This window comes from Pseudomonas sp. AP19, from assembly GCF_001728855.1.
In the GTDB taxonomy this organism is placed as follows: domain Bacteria; phylum Pseudomonadota; class Gammaproteobacteria; order Pseudomonadales; family Pseudomonadaceae; genus Aquipseudomonas; species Aquipseudomonas fluorescens.
In genome coordinates this window covers 101,626-121,895 of the sequence record NZ_LXJP01000010.1, presented here as the reverse complement: position 1 = coordinate 121,895, position 20,270 = coordinate 101,626, and the positions used below count along the sequence as shown (strand labels likewise).

General features: G+C 59.8%; 19 protein-coding genes. 13 read left to right on the top strand and 6 right to left on the bottom strand.

What is annotated here, in order from left to right:
- Positions 1–13 precede the first annotated feature (13 nt).
- Positions 14–727 (bottom strand): UTRA domain-containing protein, encoded by a 714-nt coding sequence (locus A7D21_RS10325; RefSeq protein WP_053255367.1) that lies wholly within the window; start codon positions 725–727, stop codon positions 14–16.
- Between the two features lie 353 nt (positions 728–1,080).
- On the opposite strand from A7D21_RS10325, the gene A7D21_RS10320 reads away from it, so the two are divergent.
- From A7D21_RS10320 to A7D21_RS10295, 6 genes are all read left to right on the top strand, one after another.
- Entirely contained in the window at positions 1,081–2,148 is a 1,068-nt protein-coding gene (locus A7D21_RS10320; RefSeq protein WP_053255306.1) for an ABC transporter substrate-binding protein, read from the top strand.
- Between the two features lie 132 nt (positions 2,149–2,280).
- The gene (locus A7D21_RS10315) at positions 2,281–3,087 is read left to right on the top strand and encodes an alkaline phosphatase family protein (protein WP_053255305.1); all 807 of its coding nucleotides are present in this window, start codon (positions 2,281–2,283) and stop codon (positions 3,085–3,087) included.
- Positions 3,084–3,929, top strand: a complete 846-nt coding sequence (locus tag A7D21_RS10310) for an ABC transporter permease subunit (protein WP_053255304.1) — start codon at positions 3,084–3,086, stop codon at positions 3,927–3,929. The genes A7D21_RS10315 and A7D21_RS10310 overlap by 4 nt, the downstream gene beginning before the upstream one ends.
- Complete coding sequence (locus A7D21_RS10305) at positions 3,916–4,716, top strand: ABC transporter permease (RefSeq protein ID WP_053255303.1); 801 nt, start codon at positions 3,916–3,918, stop codon at positions 4,714–4,716. The genes A7D21_RS10310 and A7D21_RS10305 overlap by 14 nt, the downstream gene beginning before the upstream one ends.
- Positions 4,713–5,702 carry an ABC transporter ATP-binding protein gene (locus A7D21_RS10300; protein WP_053255302.1) on the top strand — a complete coding sequence of 330 codons (990 nt, stop codon included), beginning with the start codon at positions 4,713–4,715 and terminating at the stop codon, positions 5,700–5,702. Before A7D21_RS10305 ends, A7D21_RS10300 begins: the two co-directional genes overlap by 4 nt.
- Positions 5,703–5,732: 30 nt before the next feature.
- On the top strand, positions 5,733–6,386 hold the full coding sequence (locus A7D21_RS10295; protein WP_053255301.1) for an HAD family phosphatase: 654 nt from the start codon (positions 5,733–5,735) through the stop codon (positions 6,384–6,386).
- A gap of 144 nt (positions 6,387–6,530) precedes the next feature.
- Here the strand turns inward: A7D21_RS10295 and A7D21_RS10290 are convergent, their stop codons facing one another.
- Positions 6,531–7,493 carry a zinc-binding dehydrogenase gene (locus A7D21_RS10290; protein WP_069551649.1) on the bottom strand — a complete coding sequence of 321 codons (963 nt, stop codon included), beginning with the start codon at positions 7,491–7,493 and terminating at the stop codon, positions 6,531–6,533.
- Positions 7,494–7,631: 138 nt separating this feature from the next.
- Here A7D21_RS10290 and A7D21_RS10285 point away from each other — a divergent pair, with 138 nt between their 5' ends.
- Positions 7,632–9,713 carry a carboxy terminal-processing peptidase gene (locus tag A7D21_RS10285; protein ID WP_242486522.1) on the top strand — a complete coding sequence of 694 codons (2,082 nt, stop codon included), beginning with the start codon at positions 7,632–7,634 and terminating at the stop codon, positions 9,711–9,713.
- 118 nt (positions 9,714–9,831) lie between these two features.
- On the top strand, positions 9,832–11,601 hold the full coding sequence (locus A7D21_RS10280) for a bifunctional diguanylate cyclase/phosphodiesterase (RefSeq protein ID WP_053255366.1): 1,770 nt from the start codon (positions 9,832–9,834) through the stop codon (positions 11,599–11,601).
- On the opposite strand, the gene A7D21_RS10275 is transcribed toward A7D21_RS10280, so the two are convergent.
- The 4 genes from A7D21_RS10275 to A7D21_RS10260 all read right to left on the bottom strand — a co-directional run bounded on the left by A7D21_RS10275 (position 11,598) and on the right by A7D21_RS10260 (position 13,919).
- Positions 11,598–11,969, bottom strand: coding sequence for a hypothetical protein (locus A7D21_RS10275; RefSeq protein WP_005786715.1), 372 nt, complete (start codon positions 11,967–11,969; stop codon positions 11,598–11,600). The two genes, A7D21_RS10280 and A7D21_RS10275, sit on opposite strands and share 4 nt — an antisense overlap.
- Entirely contained in the window at positions 11,966–12,304 is a 339-nt protein-coding gene (locus tag A7D21_RS10270; RefSeq protein ID WP_053255298.1) for a helix-turn-helix transcriptional regulator, read from the bottom strand. Before A7D21_RS10270 ends, A7D21_RS10275 begins: the two co-directional genes overlap by 4 nt.
- Before the next feature lie 95 nt (positions 12,305–12,399).
- The gene (locus A7D21_RS10265; RefSeq protein WP_053255297.1) at positions 12,400–12,855 is read right to left on the bottom strand and encodes a YkvA family protein; all 456 of its coding nucleotides are present in this window, start codon (positions 12,853–12,855) and stop codon (positions 12,400–12,402) included.
- Positions 12,856–13,178: 323 nt separating this feature from the next.
- A complete protein-coding gene (locus tag A7D21_RS10260; RefSeq protein ID WP_053255296.1) occupies positions 13,179–13,919 on the bottom strand; it encodes an FKBP-type peptidyl-prolyl cis-trans isomerase in 741 nt (246 codons plus the stop codon).
- Positions 13,920–14,165: 246 nt separating this feature from the next.
- Between A7D21_RS10260 and A7D21_RS10255 the strand changes: the two genes are divergently transcribed.
- From A7D21_RS10255 to kdpC, 5 genes are all read left to right on the top strand, one after another.
- A complete protein-coding gene (locus A7D21_RS10255; protein WP_069551647.1) occupies positions 14,166–15,977 on the top strand; it encodes a di-heme-cytochrome C peroxidase in 1,812 nt (603 codons plus the stop codon).
- Positions 15,974–17,137 carry a catalase family protein gene (locus A7D21_RS10250; RefSeq protein WP_083272180.1) on the top strand — a complete coding sequence of 388 codons (1,164 nt, stop codon included), beginning with the start codon at positions 15,974–15,976 and terminating at the stop codon, positions 17,135–17,137. The genes A7D21_RS10255 and A7D21_RS10250 overlap by 4 nt, the downstream gene beginning before the upstream one ends.
- A 552-nt stretch (positions 17,138–17,689) precedes the next feature.
- Positions 17,690–17,788 carry a K(+)-transporting ATPase subunit F gene (kdpF, locus tag A7D21_RS10245; protein WP_053255293.1) on the top strand — a complete coding sequence of 33 codons (99 nt, stop codon included), beginning with the start codon at positions 17,690–17,692 and terminating at the stop codon, positions 17,786–17,788.
- Between the two features lie 107 nt (positions 17,789–17,895).
- On the top strand, positions 17,896–19,602 hold the full coding sequence (kdpA, locus tag A7D21_RS10240; protein ID WP_069551646.1) for a potassium-transporting ATPase subunit KdpA: 1,707 nt from the start codon (positions 17,896–17,898) through the stop codon (positions 19,600–19,602).
- Between the two features lie 10 nt (positions 19,603–19,612).
- Complete coding sequence (gene kdpC, locus A7D21_RS10235) at positions 19,613–20,260, top strand: K(+)-transporting ATPase subunit C (RefSeq protein WP_069551645.1); 648 nt, start codon at positions 19,613–19,615, stop codon at positions 20,258–20,260.
- The last annotated feature ends 10 nt before the right edge of the window (positions 20,261–20,270 follow it).

The following is a 20,270-nucleotide window of genomic DNA, read 5'->3' as shown; positions in this document are numbered from 1 at the left end:
CTCGCCACGGGCGTTAAACCACATCAACGCCGACATGAATCGCATCATGCCGCCAGAACTCCAGGTCGCAGTCGATCAAGCGCTGGTGCTGGTCATAGTTGACCCGGGCGATGCGCAAGCCCGGGCTACCCACCGACACGCGCAACGCGCCGGCGGCCTCCACCGGCAATGACGTCGGCACAATTTCGAAGCGCACGCGGCCGTACTGCAAGTCGTACTTGCGCGCATACAGCTCGGTCATTGATTGATTCAGGTCGCATTCCAGAATCCCCGGAAAATACTGCGGGTTCAGGTAGTGCTCCACATACAGCACCAGGCGCCCATCAATCCGTCGGCCCCGGCAAATCTGGATCACCCTCGACAACGCCGGCAACTGCAGCCACGCACACACCGCTGCCGACGCCGGTTGCAGGCGTGCAGAAATCACCTCGGTGGACGCCACGCGGCCCTGGTCGCTGACCATCGCGTGAAAGTGGCTGCGTTGCATCAGGTTGTAAGCCAGCCGTGGCGGCGAGACAAACCACCCACGGCGCTCCTCGCGATAAATCTGGCCTTGGGCCTCCAGTTGTAACAAGGCTTCCCGCACCGTAATTCGAGTGGTACCAAACAACTCGCTGAGCTTGCGCTCGGCGGGCAATTTACTCGCCGGCGGCAACAGGCCGTGGTCGATCTGCTCTTGCAGCGCCAGGCCGATGGAGGTCACCGCCTTGATTGCCTCATCACGCATCAACATTACCTATCTGGACTAGACCAGCACCGTTCAAGTGCACAAACCGCGCTTTATTTGGGCTTCTGCTATTGCCTGCCAGCCTAGGCATTACAGATGACCGACAGATGACAGTCCCTGTCCAGGCCCTGCACCACACCCTGCAATACATCGGCCAAGTCCAGGGCCTGCGGGTACTTGAGCATGGTCTACGCTGAGTCTGCACTGAGCGACAAAAGCGATTTAAAAACGACACAGACATGAAACTGTCATCCATCGAGCCTAGATTGGCTCAGGTATTGCTCTGACCTAGTCCAACACCACCGCAAACGTTCTTAAAAACGCCGCGTTGAAAACGCCCAAAGGAGCTTCGGATGAAAAAGCTTTTCCTGGCATCACTGTTAGGCTCGACCATTGCCATGTGCACCGCTGCCATGGCCGCTGATACCGATCTGAAAACGCTGGAAGCCGCCGCGAAAGCGGAAGGCGCCGTCAACAGCGTCGGCATGCCCGATGACTGGGCCAACTGGAAAGGCACCTGGGAAGACCTGGCCAAGACCTATGGCCTCAAGCACATCGATACCGACATGAGCTCGGCCCAGGAAATCGCCAAGTTCGCTGCCGAAAAAGACAACGCCAGCGCCGATATCGGTGACGTCGGCGCAGCCTTCGGCCCGATCGCGGTGAAACAGGGCGTTGCGCAACCGTACAAGCCAAGCACCTGGGCACAAGTCCCGGATTGGGCGAAAGACAAAGATGGCAACTGGGCCCTGGCCTACACCGGCACCATCGCGTTTATCGTCAACAAAAAGCTGCTGCACGGCTCCGACGCCCCAAAAAGCTGGGCTGACCTGAAGACCGGCAAATACAAGGTTTCCATCGGTGACGTGAGCACTGCCGCACAAGCCGCCAACGGCGTGCTGGCAGCAGCGCTGGCCAATGGTGGCGACGAGAAGAACATTCAGCCGGCACTGCTGATGTTCGCCGAGATCGCCAAGCAAGGCCGCCTGTCACTGGCCAACCCAACCATCGCCACCATGGAAAAAGGCGAAGTGGAAGTGGGCGTGGTCTGGGACTTCAACGGCTTGAGCTACAAAGCCAAGATGGCCAACCCGGATGACTACGTCGTGCTGATCCCATCGGACGGCTCGGTGATTTCCGGCTACACCACCATCATCAACAAATACGCCAAGCACCCGAACGCCGCCAAGCTGACCCGCGAATACATCTTCAGCGACGCCGGCCAGACCAACCTGGCGCGCGGCAACGCCCGTCCGATCCGTGCCGAGCACTTGACCTTGCCTGCCGACGTCCAGGCCAAGCTGCTGCCTAACGAGCAGTACAAGAAAGTCACGCCGATCAAAGATGCCGACGCGTGGGAAAAGACCTCCAAGGCACTGCCGCAGAAGTGGCAGGAAGAAGTCATCATCAATATGCAGTAAGGCTGTAGCCCACATTGGAGATCCAATGTGGGCGCGGGCTTGTGTGGGAGCGGGCTTGCCCGCGCCCACAGTTTTGACCCCGTTCCTCAAGTGAAATTGAGTCAAGCCTATCGTTGCGGAGCGTCTCCCCTTATGAAGCACAACGTCATCCTTGTGGTGCTCGACGGCCTGAACTACGAGGTTGCCCGACACGCCATGGGGCATCTCCAGGCCTATATCGGCGCAGGACGCGCAGCGCTTTACAAACTGGACTGTGAACTGCCGGCCCTGTCCCGGCCGTTGTATGAATGCATCCTCACCGGCGTGCCACCGATCGACAGCGGCATCGTCCACAACAATGTCTCGCGCCTGTCCAACCAGCGCAGCATTTTCCATTACGCCACCGACGCAGGGCTCACTACCGCGGCGGCGGCCTATCACTGGGTCAGCGAGTTGTATAACCGCACGCCCTTTATTGCCGCGCGTGATCGTCATACCGACGACAAGGCGCTGGCGATCCAGCACGGGCATTTCTACTGGAATGACCACTACCCGGATTCGCACCTGTTCGCTGATGCCGAAAGCCTGCGCCGCCAACACGCGCCGAACTTCCTGGTGGTGCACCCGATGAACATTGATGACGCCGGCCACAAGCATGGCCTCGACACGCCGCAATACCGCAACAGCGCACGCTCGGCCGACATCATCCTCGCCGACTACCTGCAAGGCTGGCTCGACGCCGGCTACCAGGTGCTGGTGACTGCGGACCACGGCATGAACAATGATCGCTCCCACAACGGCCTGCTGCCGGAAGAACGTGAAGTGCCACTGTTCGTGCTGGGCTCGGCCTTCACCTTCGACCCTTGCGCCAGCCCCAAGCAAACCGAACTGTGCGGCACTGTCTGCGAACTGCTAGGTGTGCCCCACGACAAACCTGTATGCCGGGAGCTGCTGAAGTGAGCGCCATCATCCGTGGCAAATGGCTGGCGATCCTCTGCCTGCTGCCGTTTGCGCTGTTCTTCATCGTGTTTGAAATCGCCCCGCTGGTGTGGGTGATGATCAACAGCCTGCAATCGGAGGAGTTCGGCTGGGGCCTGGCCAACTTCACCAGGATCTTCAGTTCGAAGTTCTACCTGCAAGCCATCCAGTACAGCCTGGAGATCAGCTTCTATTCCAGCGTGTTCGGCATCATCATTTCAGTGCTCGGCAGCTACTCATTGCGCCGTGTGGATGGGCCGCTGCGCAACTTCGTGACCGCCTTTGCCAACATGACCAGCAACTTTGCCGGCGTGCCCCTGGCCTTCGCGTTCATCATCCTGCTGGGTTTCAACGGCAGCATCACCATCATGCTCAAGCAGGCCGGGATCATTCAGGACTTCAACCTGTATTCCAAGACCGGGCTGATCATTCTCTATACCTACTTCCAGATTCCGCTGGGCGTGCTGCTGCTGTACCCGGCCTTCGATGCGTTGCGTGAAGACTGGCGCGAATCGGCCTCGCTGCTCGGCGCCAGCGGCTGGCAGTTCTGGCGGCACATCGGCCTGCCGGTGCTCACCCCTGCCCTGCTCGGCACCTTCGTGATCCTGCTGGCCAACGCCCTCGGCGCCTATGCCACGGTCTACGCGCTGACCACCGGCAACTTCAACGTCTTGCCGATTCGCATCGCAGCGATGGTCTCCGGCGACATCTCCCTGGACCCGAACATGGCCAGTGCCCTGGCCGTGGTGCTGGTGGCGCTGATGACGGTGGTCACCGTGGTCCATCAACTGCTGCTCAAGAGGAGCTACCATGTCTCGCGCTGAAGCCGGCTCGGCCTCCCTCTACCATCGGATAGTGGTGTGTGTGTTATTCGCGATCCTGGTGTTGCCGCTGGTGGGCACCTTTGTCTACTCCATTGCCAGCAGTTGGTCGGCGACGATCTTGCCCGCCGGCTTCACCTTCAAATGGTACGTGCAGCTCTGGAGCGACCCGCGCTTCCTGGCGGCCTTCGGCCAGTCGCTGCTGGTGTGCGTGGGCGCGCTGATCCTGTCGGTGGTGCTGATCTTGCCGCTGCTGTTCGTGGTGCATTACCACTTCCCCAAACTCGACGCGCTGATGAACATTTTGATCCTGCTGCCCTTCGCGGTGCCGCCGGTGGTGTCATCGGTGGGCTTGCTGCAGTTATATGGCTCCGGGCCATTTGCGATGGTGGGCACGCCGTGGATTCTGATCGGCTGCTACTTCACCGTGGCTCTGCCCTTCATGTACCGCGCGATCACCAACAACCTTCAAGCGATCAACCTGCGCGACCTGATGGACGCCTCGCAACTGCTGGGTGCCAGCACCTGGCAGGCAGCGATCCTGGTGGTGCTGCCAAACCTGCGCAAAGGCCTGATGGTGGCGCTGCTGCTGTCGTTCTCGTTCCTGTTCGGTGAGTTCGTGTTCGCCAATATTCTGGTCGGCACCCGCTACGAAACCCTGCAGGTCTACCTGAACAACATGCGCAACACGAGCGGCCACTTCACCAGCGCCATCGTCATTTCCTATTTCTTCTTTGTGCTGGTGCTGACCTGGGCCGCCAATATCTTGAACAAGGACAAAAGCCAATGAGCTTCGTCAGCGTCCAACACCTGCAAAAAGGCTACGCCGGCACCCCGGTGTTCAGTGACATCAACTGCGAGATCGCCAAGGGCGAGTTCGTCACCCTGCTTGGCCCTTCCGGTTGTGGCAAGTCGACCTTGCTGCGCTGCATCGCTGGGCTGACGTCGGTGGACAGTGGGAAAATTCTGCTGGATGGCCAGGACATCGTCCCCCTCAGCCCGCAGAAACGGCATATCGGCATGGTGTTCCAAAGTTATGCGCTGTTCCCCAACATGACCGTGGAACAGAACGTCGCCTTCGGCCTGCGCATGCAGAAGGTCAACGCCGACGACAGCCACAAGCGTGTGCAGGAAGTGCTGCAACTGGTGGAACTCAAGGAGCTCGCCGGTCGTTACCCGCACCAGATGTCCGGCGGCCAGTGCCAGCGGGTGGCACTCGCCCGCTCGCTGGTGACCCGCCCGCGCCTGTTGCTGCTGGATGAGCCGCTGTCGGCGCTGGACGCCCGGATTCGCAAGCACTTGCGCGAACAGATCCGCCAGATCCAGCGTGAACTGGGGCTGACCACGATCTTCGTGACCCATGACCAGGAAGAAGCCCTGACCATGTCGGACCGCATCTTCCTGATGAACCAGGGCAAGATTGTGCAGAGCGGCGATGCCGAGACCCTCTACACCGCGCCGGTGGATGTATTCGCCGCGGGGTTTATCGGCAACTACAACCTGCTCGACGCCGACAAGGCCAGCCAGTTGCTGCAACGCCCGATCAACGGGCGCATCGCAATTCGCCCGGAAGCCATCGAACTGAGCCGCAGCGGCGAGCTGGATGCGTTGGTGCGCAGCCACAGCTTGCTGGGCAATGTGATTCGCTATCGCATCGAAGCGCGCGGTGTGGAGTTGGTGGTCGACGTGCTCAACCGGTCCGCCGACGACTTGCACCCGGATGGGCAGCGCCTGGCACTTTCCATCGACCCAAGTGCGTTGTGTGAAGTAGCCTGACGCAACGAATTAATTCAGAGAGCATGACGGATGGCATTGGTAATTTTTGATCTGGACGACACCTTGATCCACGGCGACTGCGCCACGTTGTGGAGCGAGCAGATGGGCCGCCTGGGCTGGGTCGACCCTGAGTCGTTCATGCGCAAGAACAACGAACTGATGGACGCCTACAGCCAGGGCAAGCTGTTGATGGAAGACTTCATGGACTTCAGCCTGGAGCCCATGATCGGGCGCACGCAGGAGGAAATCGACCACCTGGTAGAGCCATGGGTCGAGGATGTGATTGAGCCACTGATCTACAGCGACGCCACCAAAACCATCGCCCGGCACCGTGCAAATGGCGATCGGATTCTGGTGATTTCCGCCTCGGGTACGCACTTGGTCACACCGATTGCCGCACGTATCGGTATTGATGAAGTGCTGGGGATTGATCTGGAAGTCAGCCATGGCGCTTACAGCGGCCGAACCGTGGGCGTACTGACTTACCGTGAAGGCAAGATCACCCGGTTGCTGGAATGGCTGGAGCAGGAAGGTGAATCACTGGAAGGGGCGTACTTTTACTCGGATTCGCGCAATGATTTGCCATTGCTGCTGAAGGTCGATCACCCGCAGGTGGTGAACCCCGACCCGGTGTTGCGCGAGCATGCTGAAAAAGCCGGCTGGCCGATCCACAACTGGGTCTGACCCCAACCTCTTTGAATTGAATCCAATCAAAATGTGGGAGGGGGCTTGCTCCCGATAGCGGTATGACAGTGAAGAATTCTTCATCTGACACACTGCGATCGGGAGCAAGCCCCCTCCCACACCGGGTTACATTTCAACTTGAGATCAGACCAAGCGCTCGTCAATCACCAACACCAATTTCCCGGAAATCTGGTTGCTCGCCAATTCGGCAAAGGCCGCCTCGGCATCCCTGATCAAGAAAGTCTTGGCCAGTTGCGGACTCAAACGGCCCTCAACAAAAAGCGGCCACACCTGCTGGCTCAAATCACTCAACAGGCCCGCCTTGAACTCATCACTGCGGCTGCGCAAGGTCGAGCCGAGCAACTGAATGCGCTTGCCCAGCACCTGCGCCAGGTCGAGCTGAGCATCACGCCCACCCATCAAGCCGATCAGCACCCAACGACCATCCAGGGCCAACAGCTTCAGGTCCAGGCCAGCATAGTTGCCGCCGACCGGGTCGAGGATCACATCGAACGGCCCAAAATCGCGCAGCCCTTCAATGCCGTCGGTGCGTACCACGCCGCCCTGGGCGCCAAGTGCCTCGCAGTAGGCCAGCCGTTCCGCCGAGCCGACACTGACCCAGCACGGGCTGCCAAATGCCTTGCACAACTGGATCGCCGCCGAGCCGACGCCACTGGCGCCGGCATGCAACAAGACTTTTTCGCCGGGTTTGAGGCCCGCCAACTGGAACAGATTCAGCCACGCCGTGCTGTACACCTCTGGCAGCGCCGCGGCTTCAGCCAGCGACAAACCTTCCGGCACCGGCAGCACGTGGCGCGCGTCCACCACCACTTCTTCGGCCATGCCGCCACCGGCCAGCAGCGCGCAGACGCGATCGCCGACTTGCCAGGACGAACCTGCGCCCACTTCGCTGATCACCCCGGAACACTCCAGGCCGAGCACATGGCTAGCCCCCGGAGGCGGCGGATAGAGCCCGGCGCGCTGTAACAAATCAGCGCGATTAAGGCCAGCGGCCGCCACACGAATGCGAACTTGGCCTACATCGCAGGTAGGACTGGGCTCTTCCAACCACTCCACATGACCTTCAACGCCTTGCAATGCTTTCACAGTGCCTCCATAGTGAGTCTGGACTGAGCCCGTAGCTGTAGCGCCGGGCTTTTTGCATTATGCGACCGGATCATATGGAACCGGCTCCCTCAAAGACGGCCTAATATGCGTTATCAATTGCCCCCGCGTCGAATCAGCATGAAGCATCTGTTCCCCAGCACCGCCCTCGCTTTTTTCATTGGTCTCGGCTTCGCGTCGATGTCGACCAATACGTTCGCAGCCAATAGCTGGGACAATCTTCAGCCTGATCGCGATGAGGTGATTGCCAGCCTTAACGTCGTCGAGTTGCTCAAGCGCCATCACTACAGCAAGCCGCCGCTGGACGACGCTCGCTCGGTGATCATTTACGACAGCTACCTCAAGCTGTTGGACCCGTCGCGCAGCTACTTCCTGGCCAGCGATATCGCTGAGTTCGACAAGTGGAAGACACAGTTCGACGACCTCCTCAAAAGCGGCGACCTGCAGCCTGCGTTCACCATCTACAAGCGTTACCTGGACCGCGTCAAAGCGCGTCTGGACTTCGCCTTGGGTGAGTTGAACAAGGGCGTCGACAAGCTCGACTTCACGCAGAAGGAAACCCTTCTGGTGGACCGCAAGGACGCCCCTTGGCTGACCAGCACCGCCGCGCTGGATGACCTGTGGCGCAAACGCGTCAAGGACGAAGTGCTGCGCTTGAAGATCGCCGGCAAAGAGCCGAAGGCCATTCAAGAGCTGTTGACCAAGCGCTACAAGAATCAGTTGGCGCGTCTGGACCAGACCCGTGCCGAAGATATCTTCCAGGCCTACATCAACACCTTCGCGATGTCCTACGACCCGCACACCAATTATCTGTCGCCAGATAACGCGGAAAACTTTGATATCAACATGAGTCTGTCGCTGGAAGGCATTGGTGCCGTCCTGCAAAGCGACAATGACCAGGTGAAGATCGTGCGTCTGGTGCCGGCAGGTCCTGCCGACAAGACCAAGCAGGTCGCCCCGGCGGACAAGATCATCGGCGTGGCCCAGGGCGACAAAGAGATGGTCGATGTGGTCGGCTGGCGTCTGGACGAAGTGGTCAAGCTGATCCGTGGTCCGAAAGGCAGCGTGGTGCGCCTGGAAGTGATTCCGCACACCAATGCGCCGAACGACCAGACCAGCAAGATCGTGTCCATCACCCGTGAAGCGGTGAAGCTCGAAGATCAGGCCGTGCAGAAGCAAGTCCTCAAGCTCAAGCAGGATGGCAAGGATTACAAACTGGGCGTGGTGGTGATCCCGGCGTTCTATCTGGACTTCAAGGCGTTCCGCGCCGGTGACCCGGACTACAAGAGCACCACCCGCGACGTTAAGAAAATCCTGACAGAGCTGCAGAAGGAAAAAGTCGACGGCGTGGTCATCGACCTGCGCAACAACGGCGGCGGCTCCCTGCAGGAAGCCACCGAGCTGACCAGCCTGTTTATCGACAAGGGCCCGACCGTGTTGGTCCGCAACGCTGACGGCCGTGTCGACGTGCTCGAAGACGAGAACCCTGGCGCCTTCTACAAAGGTCCGATGGCGTTGCTGGTCAACCGCCTCTCGGCCTCGGCTTCGGAGATTTTCGCTGGCGCCATGCAGGACTACCACCGCGCGTTGATCGTCGGCGGCCAGACCTTCGGTAAAGGCACCGTGCAGACCATTCAGCCGCTCAACCATGGCGAACTGAAGCTGACCATTGCCAAGTTCTACCGGGTTTCCGGGCAGAGCACCCAGCATCAGGGCGTACTGCCGGATGTTGATTTCCCGTCGATCATCGACACCAAGGAAATCGGCGAAAGCGCGCTGCCTGAAGCGATGCCGTGGGACACCATTCGCCCTGCGATCAAACCTGCTTCGGACCCGTTCAAGCCGTACCTGGCGCAGCTCAAAGCTGACCATGACACTCGCTCCGCCAAGGATGCCGAGTTCGTGTTTATCCGTGACAAACTGGCCTTGGCCAAGAAGCTGATGGAAGAAAAAACCGTCAGCCTCAATGAAGCGGATCGCCGTGCGCAGCACACCGACATCGAGAATCAGCAGCTTGTGCTGGAAAACGCCCGCCGCAAGGCCAAGGGCGAAGACCCGCTCAAAGAGCTGAAGAAAGAAGATGAAGATGCACTGCCAACCGAGCCTGAAAAAACCAAGCCGGAAGACGACGCCTACCTGTCCGAGACTGGCCGGGTCCTGCTGGACTACCTGAAAATCAGCAAGCAGGTGGCCAAGCAGTAAATGATGACAATTTAATGTGAGCGCTCCCTGGAGTGTCATCATATAGACATCATTCTGTCGTGAAATGAAGGACCGCAGGCTTAATGCCTGCGGTCCTTTTTTTTCGATCGAGATCGCCATGACCATGACCGAACAGCTGAATGCATTGGGCTCAATCCTGGCTCAAGGCAGTTTGCACAGCTTGTTCCAACCGATCATTTGCCTGTCCGAGCGGCGCATCCTCGGCTACGAAGCCCTCAGCCGTGGCCCGTCCAACAGCCCACTGCACTCCCCCGTCGCCCTGTTCTCGGTGGCCAGCCATGCCGGGCGCCTCAGTGAACTGGAAATCGCCTGCCGTGAAAGCGCATGCCGGCGCTTCAGTGAACAGAAACTGCCGGGCAAACTGTTCTTGAACATCTCGCCGGAATCCTTGATGGAGACGGCGCATCAGCCGGGTCGCACGCTGCAACTGTTGCGCGACTTCGGTATCCCACCCAGCCAGGTGGTGATCGAACTCACCGAGCAGACGCCCACCGACGATTTCGACTTGCTGCAAACTGCGCTGCATCATTACCGCGACATGGGCTTCGCCATCGCGCTGGATGACTTGGGCGCCGGCTATTCCAGCCTGCGTTTATGGTCGGAACTGCGCCCGGATTACGTGAAGATCGACCGGCATTTTATCGACGGCATCCACCAGGACGCGCTCAAGCGTGAGTTTGTCGGCTCAATCCTGCAAATCGCCCGCGCCTCGCGTGCGCAGGTGATTGCAGAGGGCATTGAGCTGCCGGAAGAACTGGCGGTGTTAACCGAGATGGGCGTTGATCTGGTCCAGGGCTACCTGCTTTGCCGTCCGCAGGAACAGCCGCCCCAGGAAGCACGCCTGATGCTGCCCAAGCAAGACAATGCCAACCTCGCCCTCAGCGAAGAAGGCAGCGACCTCAGCGCCCTGCTCAACGAGCAACCGGCGGTGGATCAGGACACCGCCACTGCGTTGGTCCTGGAATCCTTCCGTCGCCAGGCCAACCTCAACTCCCTGGCCGTGCTGGATGGCCGCGGCCACCCGGTCGGCATCGTGCACCGGCATTCCTTGTCGGACGCGCTGCTCAAGCCGTTCGCCACCGACCTGTTCGCGCGCAAACCCATCAGCCGCTTGATGAGCGATGACTTTCTGGCCGTGGAATTGAGCCAGTCCCTGCAGCAAGTCAGCCGCTTGTTGACCAGCCGCGCACGCCAGCGAATTGAAGAAGATTTCATCATCACCCTCAACGGCGATTACCTCGGCCTGGGTCGGGTCATTGATGTGCTTAAGCTGATCACCGAGCTGAAGATCCAACAAGCGCGTTACGCCAACCCACTGACGCTGCTACCCGGCAATGTGCCGATTCAGCAATGCCTGACGCGCTTGCTGCAACAACGGCGCGAGTCAGTGATCTGCTACGTCGATATCGACAGTTTCAAGCCGTTCAACGATATCTATGGCTACGGGCGCGGGGATGAAGTGTTGCTGTGCCTGGCGCAGTGCCTGAACGACCGGGTCGACCCGAGCCGCGACTTTGTCGGCCATATCGGCGGGGATGATTTTTTACTGGTGCTGGGCCCGCAGGATTGGCGCAAGCGGCTCAACCAGTTATTGGACGATTTCCACACCCAATGCCGGCGCTTCTATCGCACCGAACACATCGACGCCGGCTGCTTCGTGGCGTTGAACCGCCAGGGCGTGCGCCAGGAGTTCGCCTTGTTGTCGCTGTCGATCGGTGTGGTGCATTTGTATCCACAGGCCTGTGGACAACTGGATGCCAGCCAGTTGGCGGAGCTGGCCTCACAGGCCAAGCACCACGCCAAGGATGTGGCCGGTTACAGCATTCATGTCATCGACAGCATGGACAGCGTGCCGCAGCCGCTTTAAGCCTCGGCGGATTCCGGGTACTCGTATTCGAACACTCGCACCACTTCCGAGGCATGCCAGGATGCCGCCGCCACACCATCGGATGGCCCACTGAAACGCCCCAGGCGCTCCACACACTCAAAGAAGCCGGTACGCGGCAAGCGGCTGGCGCCCTGGCTGATGACCAGCGAGCTGCGCAATGGCTGCTCGGCCTTGGCGTCCAGTGCGGCCAGGTGTTCAAGGGCCGCGGCCAGCGTCTGCATCGCCGGCGTGGGGAACTGCAGGCGCTCCAGCAGCGCGCGGTAGGTCAGCAGATGGCGCTGGCGGCGCGCCTGGTCCAGTTCGTTGAGTAACCCATCCCAGTGTTGACGACTGATTCGTAGGCTCAAGATTCATCCCTCCAACCTGCAACGCCCAATTCCCAGGCCAGGCTGCGGCGTATGGCGGCATCCGGCTGGCGTTCACCACGTTCAATCAATCCAAGATAGGACGGGCTGATACCCACCGTGCGGGCCAGGGTTTCGATGGCCAGGCCCTTGGCTTCACGCAGGCTGCTCAGGTCTGCGAGCGGGCGCAGGCCCTGGTCAATCGCGAGGGGTGCGGCGGGGGAAGAAGCGAGCGTGGGTTGCGGCTGACCGGCAGCTTTTAGCAGCGCCTGGTACTGATCCCATGGCAACACCGCATACTCGGGCTCGCCATTGCGTGAAATTATCTGAATATCCATGACTGCCCCGTAGGATTACAACACTTACTAAGTAAGTTCTTTCCTTAGAAGTGTAATCCTAACAGCCGCAAAGGTCGCAGGGGATATAAGAGTCATCAATTTTTTTGTGGGTTTTCCTGGGTCAGCAGCGCAGCCGTCGCAGGCAGTCGCTCAACCACGGCGAGTTTTTCCGGGCGCTGGGCGTCGCGCCAGGCGCGAAAGGCGCTCAGCTCGCCGTTCAAGGTCTTCATGACCCATGCCAGCACAGCGATGTCATCGAGCATGCCGAACATAGGGATAAAGTCCGGGATCGCATCGATCGGGCTGAGGAAATACATCAACCCCGCCACCACCGAGATCAGCGCCTTGGGGCTGATCGCCCGGTACTCTCCGCGCCAGTAAGCCAGGCACAGGGCCTGGAGCAACTTGAGGTCATCCTTGAGATTACCCAGCCGGTTGCCTTGGCTTGAGCCTTTGGCGGCAACCGCGAACAGCAGGGTCGGTAAACGCCCACGGCCCAACAAGCGCGCAGCCATGGGCAGGAAGCGGGTGAAATTGAAAGGTGGTTTCATGCGTCACTCCAGTTCCAGGCGACATAAAAGGTTATCCACACAAATTGTGGATAACCTTGTGAACAGAGCCTGTTTTATCGGCTGAAAGCCACGGACTACAAGGCTTTCAGTCAGATCGGGCGTTTTTTGCGCACATAAAAAAAACCCAAGATTTCATTGACTTGGCGCTTCGGTGCGGCTACCCGTGCTCGAGTCTTATATCAGACTGTTTCAGATTGCAGGGGTTCGTTTGGATTTGCATCAGGTTTGATTGGCGCAATTTTGCCATACGCCAGATACGACAACGCCCCGTCGAAACGGGGCGTCGTGTGTTCAGGTGCCGATTACTTCTTGGCAGCCGGAGCAGCAGGCGCGTCAGGGGCTTCAGCCTTGGCTGGGTCCTTGATGCCGAGCAGTTCCAGATCGAATACCAGCACGGAGTTGGCTGGAATCGCCGGGCTCGGGCTCTGCGCGCCGTAGGCCAGATCGGACGGGATGTACAACTCGACCTTCTCGCCCACGTGCATCAGTTGCAGGCCTTCGACCCAACCCGGGATCACGCCGCTGACCGGCAGGTCAATCGGGCTACCGCGATCCACGGAGCTGTCAAAGGTAGTGCCGTTGGTGAGCTTGCCGGTGTAGTGAACAGTCACCACGTCGGTCGGCTTAGGCTGAGCGCCATCAGCCTTCTTCACGATCTTGTACTGCAGACCGGAAGCTGTGGTCACTACGCCGTCTTTCTTGGCGTTTTCTTCAAGGAATTTCTTGCCGGCGGCTGCCGACTCTTCGCTCATTTTGGTCATGCGTTCTTCAGCACGCTTTTGCAGTGCGGCAAACGCTTCAACCAGCTCGTCGTCTTTGAGCTTCTGTTCTTTCTTGCCAACGGCATCTTCGATGCCCTGAGCTACCGCTTTGGAGTCCAGGTCATCCATGCCTTCTTGAGCAAGGCTTTTGCCCATGTTCAGGCCGATGCCGTAGGAAGCTTTCTGCGCCGGGGTTTTCAGCTCTACGCTGGTCTGCGAATCACAACCCGCAAGTACCAGGCTAACCAGGGCCACCGCCGCCGCCAACCGATGCTGTTTCATGCTATTTCCTTGTTCGTGCGCCAAAAGGGCATTCGAGTAAAGTCGCGAGCTTATCAGGCGGCCACGACCAATGGCTACCGGCATCTGAGCAGGAAACTTCTGATAAGTTCACGTGTTTAAAAGCATTTTCATTCATTATGGTGTTCCGCGAAGGATCGCGGACGACCTGCAACCAGCCTACTGGCCACTTGCCGCACCTGAGGCGCAATGGCATAAGAACGCTACAACTCGACAAGGATAGTTATCTTGCGCATTTTTTCCCGTGTTTTACTCCTGATACTGGCGGTGCTGGGCATAGCCCTCACCGTGGTGCTCTATTACACCGTCAACCCCAAGCTGCCGGACTACGTGCCCGTGGAGCAGGTGCACTACCAGGATCAATGGAGTGCGGCTGATCGCCAGACGTATTACTTCACGCCCCAGGGCACCCAGGTAAAAGGCCTGCATTACGACTGGTTTACCGCACTGGAACTGCCGTTTTCGGCGCAGCGGTTTGCCACGCCCGAATACCTCGCGCGCTTCGGTTTCCTGGTCGACCCCAAGCAAGTTCCTACCGCGCAGAACCCCGGCAACCTGCCGGTAGGTTTCGCGCGGCACCAGAACGCCGGCAGTCGTGTTGAATACCTGGATATCACCTGCGCCGCCTGCCACACCGGCGAATTGCACGTCAACAACCAGGCCCTGCGCATCGACGGTGGCTCCGCTCAGCACGTGCTGCCCTCCAGCGTGCCGACCCTGCGTGGCGGCAGTTTCGGTCAAGCCCTGGTGGCCAGTCTTGCCGCCACCTATTACCTGCCGTGGAAGTTCGACCGCTTCGCCCACAGCGTGCTCGGTCACGACTATGACGAGCACAACAAGCAACAATTGCGTCAGGACTTCAAAGCATCGCTGAACCAATTCCTGCGCGTTGCCTGGAACGACACACACCGCGGCCTCTACCCCACCGAAGAAGGACCAGGGCGCACCGATGCGTTTGGCCGCATCGCCAATGCCAGTTTCGGCGACGCCATTTCAGCGGAAAACTATCGCGTCGCCAATGCGCCGGTGGACTACCCACACTTGTGGGATATCTGGACCTTCGACTGGGTGCAGTGGAACGGCTCAGCCCAGCAACCCATGGCGCGCAATATCGGTGAAGCCCTTGGTGTGGGCGCCACCCTGGATTTCTTCGACAGCGCCGGCCAGCCTCTTCAGGGCGACGCGCGCTACCCGTCAAGCGTACGGGTGCGTGACCTCAACCGAATCGAGGAGACCCTGCAACGCCTCAAACCACCCACCTGGCCGGAGGACCTGTTCGGGGCCATCGACAAGCCCCTCGCCGCCCAAGGCCGTGCATTGTTCGCCGAGAACTGCGCCGGTTGCCATGTGCCCGCCGTCAGTCAGGTCAATGGTCGCCCGGTGCAGCAACTGAAGATGCTGCCTGTGGACTACATTGGCACCGACCCCGGCGCCGCCAATAACATCGCCGATCAACGCTACGACCTCAGCGCCCTGCAATGGGACGCGGCGGAATTGGCCACACTCAACGTCGAGTTGCACCCCAAGCCAAGCGCCCCGCTGGACCTGCACAAAATGTCGGTTGCCCAGGGCCTCGCCTACGTCACCGCCTTTGTCGAGGACCACGCCTACCGCGCGGCCGGAGTGACCCCGGCCGAGCGCCCCAGCCTGGACGGGTTCGGCCTGCCCATTGGCGTGCGCGAATTGCGCGCGTACAAGGCGCGGCCATTGGCCGGCGTGTGGGCCACCCCGCCGTTCCTGCATAACGGCTCGGTGCCGACGATTTTCCAATTGCTCTCGCCTCAGGACGAGCGCAGCACCACCTTTTATAAAGGCACGTTCAACTACGACCCGCGCCACCTGGGCTTTGAGACCGGGGCGTTCAAAAATGCCTTTGTGTTCGACACCACCATCACCGGCAACCACAACAGCGGTCACGAATTCCGTGACGGCAAGCGTGGCAATGGCGTGATCGGCCGCACCTTGCTGCCGCAGGAACGCTGGGCGCTGCTGGAATACCTCAAAGTGCTGGGCGGCCCGCTGGAGCAACAACTGCCATGATGATCCGATCTGAATACAAACAACCTTCAATGCTTGCGCGTCTGTGGCTGCGCCTCGGCGCTTTTCTGGGTAAAACCCTGTCGTGGCTGGTGGGCCTGGGGCTGTTGGGCTGGCTGCTGGCAACGGCCTGGTTTGCCTGGCAACACAGTGGCCCGGTGTCACCCGACGAGCAGGTCCCGCCCGGTGAAGCGGCCATGAGCCAGGGCATCATTCAGACGGCGGTGCGTATCGTCGACCAGCACCGCGAAGGCACCCGCTACCTGCGTGACGCCCACGCCAAGGCGCATGGCTGCGTGAAGGCCGAAGTCAGTGTGCTGAAGGACCTTGATCCGGCCTTGCGCCAGGGCGTTTTCGCCGAACCGGGCAAGACCTGGCAGGCGCTCATGCGCTTGTCCAACGGCAACGCCTATCCGCAGTTCGACAGCATCCGTGATGCGCGCGGCATGGCAATCAAACTGTTGGATGTGCCGGGCAAACAGCTGATGGCGGACCAGCAAACACGCACCGAGCAAGACTTTGTGATGTTCAGCCACCCGAACTTCTTTGTCAGCGACGTAGCGGAGTATGCGCAGAACATTGGCGCCCAGGCCGATGGCAAGAAAGTCCTCGCGTTCTTCCCCCACCTCGACCCACGCAGCTGGCAGGTGCGCCACTTGTTTATTGCCCTGGCGACCCTGGCGCCCCCCCCGGCCAGCCCGACGCAGACCACCTACTTTTCAGTTTCGCCCTACAAGTTTGGCGCGGCGAATGCCAAGTTCCGCGTGGCACCCGATCCGCAAAACTGCCCGGACTATGTGCTGCCAAAGCAGAATCAGGACCTGCCGAATTTCCTGCGCAGCGCCTTGAATCAGCAACTGTCCACCGACCGAGTGCCGGCGTGTTTTGTGTTGCAGATTCAGCGGCAGAACCCGCAGAAATTCATGCCAATCGAAGACACCAGTATCGAATGGAAGGAAAGCGACGCGCCTTATGAAACGGTGGCCAAGATAAACATCCCCGCACAGGATTTCGACACGCCGGCCTTGAACCTCGCTTGCGACAACCAATCGTTCAACCCTTGGTTCGGGCTGGAGGCGCATCGACCGATTGGCGGTATCAACCGGCTGCGCAAGGCCGTGTATGAGGCTGTCAGCGACTATCGGCATAGTCGTAACTTGTAAGGTGGGCGCTGGCTTGCCGGCAATGCTGGCACCTCGGTGTGTCAGCCACGCTGAGTGGCTGCCATCCCTGGCAAGCCAGCTCCCGCTGCTGGACCGCGTTCGATATAAAAGATGCGGTGACCGATTTCGCGTAAAGAATACGTATAGATTGCCCATTCGCCATAACGATTACGTCGTCCCTATTGAGCAACTAAGGCCGCACACTTTACCGTCACTTCCTACCCCCAAAACCCGTAGGAAGTCATCGTGGAAAGTTCAACTTTAGGCATGCTCGTCCTGTCAATGATTGCACTCTTCGGCACCGCCGCGTTTTGCTTCGAACACCTTGCCACCCGCGGCGAGAAGAAAAAGAAAGCCAAATAAGCTGATCATTGAAATCAGCAGAACCCCAGACTTTCAAGGGATACCCCGGCATCGGGCTATCCCTTGTTTTCGTTCGTCCACGCAAAAACCTTCTATATACCGTCTTAATACCGCCGCCTGTAATCAGTGCCCGAGCTTGATACGCCAACGCTTAACCTCGCCGGCTTATTCAACAAGGGGAGTTACACCGTGCTCACACTGACCTTCATCTATGTCGCCAGCGGTTTATGTGCCGTCGGGCTGTTCGCTTACTTGGGCTACGCCCTCATTCGCGCTGAAAAGTTCTAGGGAGTTCGCCATGTACGACGTGATGTTCATGGGGCTTTCCCTGGTGTTTTTTGTTGCGACTGCCATGGCCATTGTTGCCATGGGCAAGATTTGAACGGAGCCACGACATGTTAAGCACTTTGCTGGAATTTGCGCTGGTCCTGGGGTTGATGACCGCGCTTGCCGTGCTGATGGGCAAGTGGCTGGCCCGGGTGTTCACCGGAGCCCGCCATGCCTTGCCGGAACGGTTGACCTATCGCCTGCTGGGCGTCGATCCACTGGAGACCATGGGCTGGGCCCGCTATGGTTCGGCCCTGCTGCTGTCGAACGCGGCGATGATGTTGCTGGGCTATATCGTCCTGCGCTGGCAGGCGGTGATGCCGCTCAACCCACTGGGGTTGGCCGCGCAAACCCCGGACCTGGCGTTCAACACTGCCGCCTCCTTTATTACCAATACCAACTGGCAGGCGTACTCGGGTGAAACCAGCCTGTCGAACTTCAGCCAGATGGCCGTCATCACCTTTCTGATGTTTGTCGGCGCCACTTCGGGCGTCGTTGCCGCCGCAGGCTTTATTCGCGGGTTGAGCCGCTCAAGCACCGCCAATATCGGTAACTTCTGGGTCGACTTCACGCGCACGCTGTACCGGGTAATGCTGCCGCTGTGCGTGGGCATGGCGCTGGTATATGTATGGCAAGGCATGCCGCAGACCTTCGCCTCCCAAGCCTTGGCCACCACGCTGGAAGGTGCGCAGCAACAGTTGATTGTGGGCGCGGTCGCCAGCTTTGAATCAATCAAGCATATCGGCACCAACGGCGGCGGTTTCTTCAGCATGAATGCTGCGCATCCGTTCGAAAACCCGACACCACTGACCAACATCCTGCACATCCTCAGCATGCTGTTGATCCCCTCGGCGCTGACCTACACCTTCGGCAGCATGTTGCTGCAACGCCGTCAGGGCTGGGTGTTTTTCGGCACGTTCCTGGTGATGTTCATCAGCTTCCTGGCGCTGGTGTATGGCGCCGAACAGACCGGCAACCCGCTGCTGACCCAGGCCGGCGCCAACCAGACACTGTCGATTGAGCAAAGCGGCGGCAATATGGAGGGCAAGGAACTGCGCTTCGGCATCGCCGACAGCAGCCTGTTCATCGCCACCACCACGGCGGCGACCACCGGCTCCGTCAACACCATGCATGACTCGCTGACCCCCATGGGCGGCTTCGTGCCCCTGGCGCAGATGATGCTCAACTGCGTATTCGGCGGTGACGGCGTGGGCTTCATCAACCTGATCCAGTACGCGCTGCTCACAGTGTTCCTGGTAGGCATGATGATCGGCCGCAGCCCGGAATTCCTCGGTAAGAAAATCGAGGCCCGTGAGATGAAACTGGTGATGCTCTCGGTGCTCGCACACCCGATCAGCATTCTGGGTTTCACCGCCCTCGCCGCCCTGTGGCCAGACACGATGGCCAGCCTGAACAACCTCGGCCCCCACGGTTTCAGCGAGGTGCTGTACGCCTACACCTCCGGCACCGCCAACAACGGTTCGGCCTTCGCCGGCCTGAACGCCAACACGCCGTTTTTCAACACCACCATTGGTCTGGCGATGCTGATCGGACGCTTCTTCACCATGCTGCCGATGCTCGCTGTGGCCGGCTCCCTGGCGATGAAAAAGACCGTGCCTGCCGGCGCCGGCACCATCCCTACTGCGACCCCGCTGTTCATGCTGCTGGTGGTGTTCGTGGTGCTGGTGGTGGGTGGCCTGACCTTCTTGCCGGCGCTCGCGCTCGGCCCGCTGGTGGAGCAACTGCAGTTGCTGTCCGGCCAGACGTACAACTGAGGACATGTTGATGACGACTCAATCGATATTCAAAGGGCTGCTGCGCCCGGTACTGGTTTCGGCGGTGTTTTTCATGCTGCTGACAGGGTTGGCGTACCCAGCTTTCACCACACTGGCGGCGCAATTGTTGTTCCCGTTTCAGGCACAGGGTTCATTGATTGAACGCGACGGGCTGGTGATCGGCTCCGCGCTGATCGGCCAGGATTTCAGCAAGCCCACGTACTTCCATGGGCGCCCGAGCATGACCCTTGGCGCCGACCCGCAAGACCCGAGCAAAAGCGTGTCGCAGCCCTATAACGCAGGCGCCAGCGGCGCCAGCAACCTGGGCCCGACCAGCCAGAAACTGGTGGACCAGGTCAGCGCACGCGCCAACGCCTATCGCCAGGATAACGACCTGCCCGCCGGTGCACCGGTACCGGTGGACGCAGTCACCGCATCCGCATCGGGCCTGGACCCGCACATCTCGGTGGCCAACGCCCGGTTGCAACTGGCGCGGGTGGCGCGCTTGCGGCAGGTCCCCGAAACCGAACTGCTGCAACTGCTCAACGACCACACCGCCGCCCGCACCCTCGGTTTGCTCGGCGAGCCACGGGTGAATGTGCTGCAACTCAACTTGGCGCTGGATGCGCGTCAGCCCTCTATTGCGGTCAGTGAGTAAGAAATGTCCC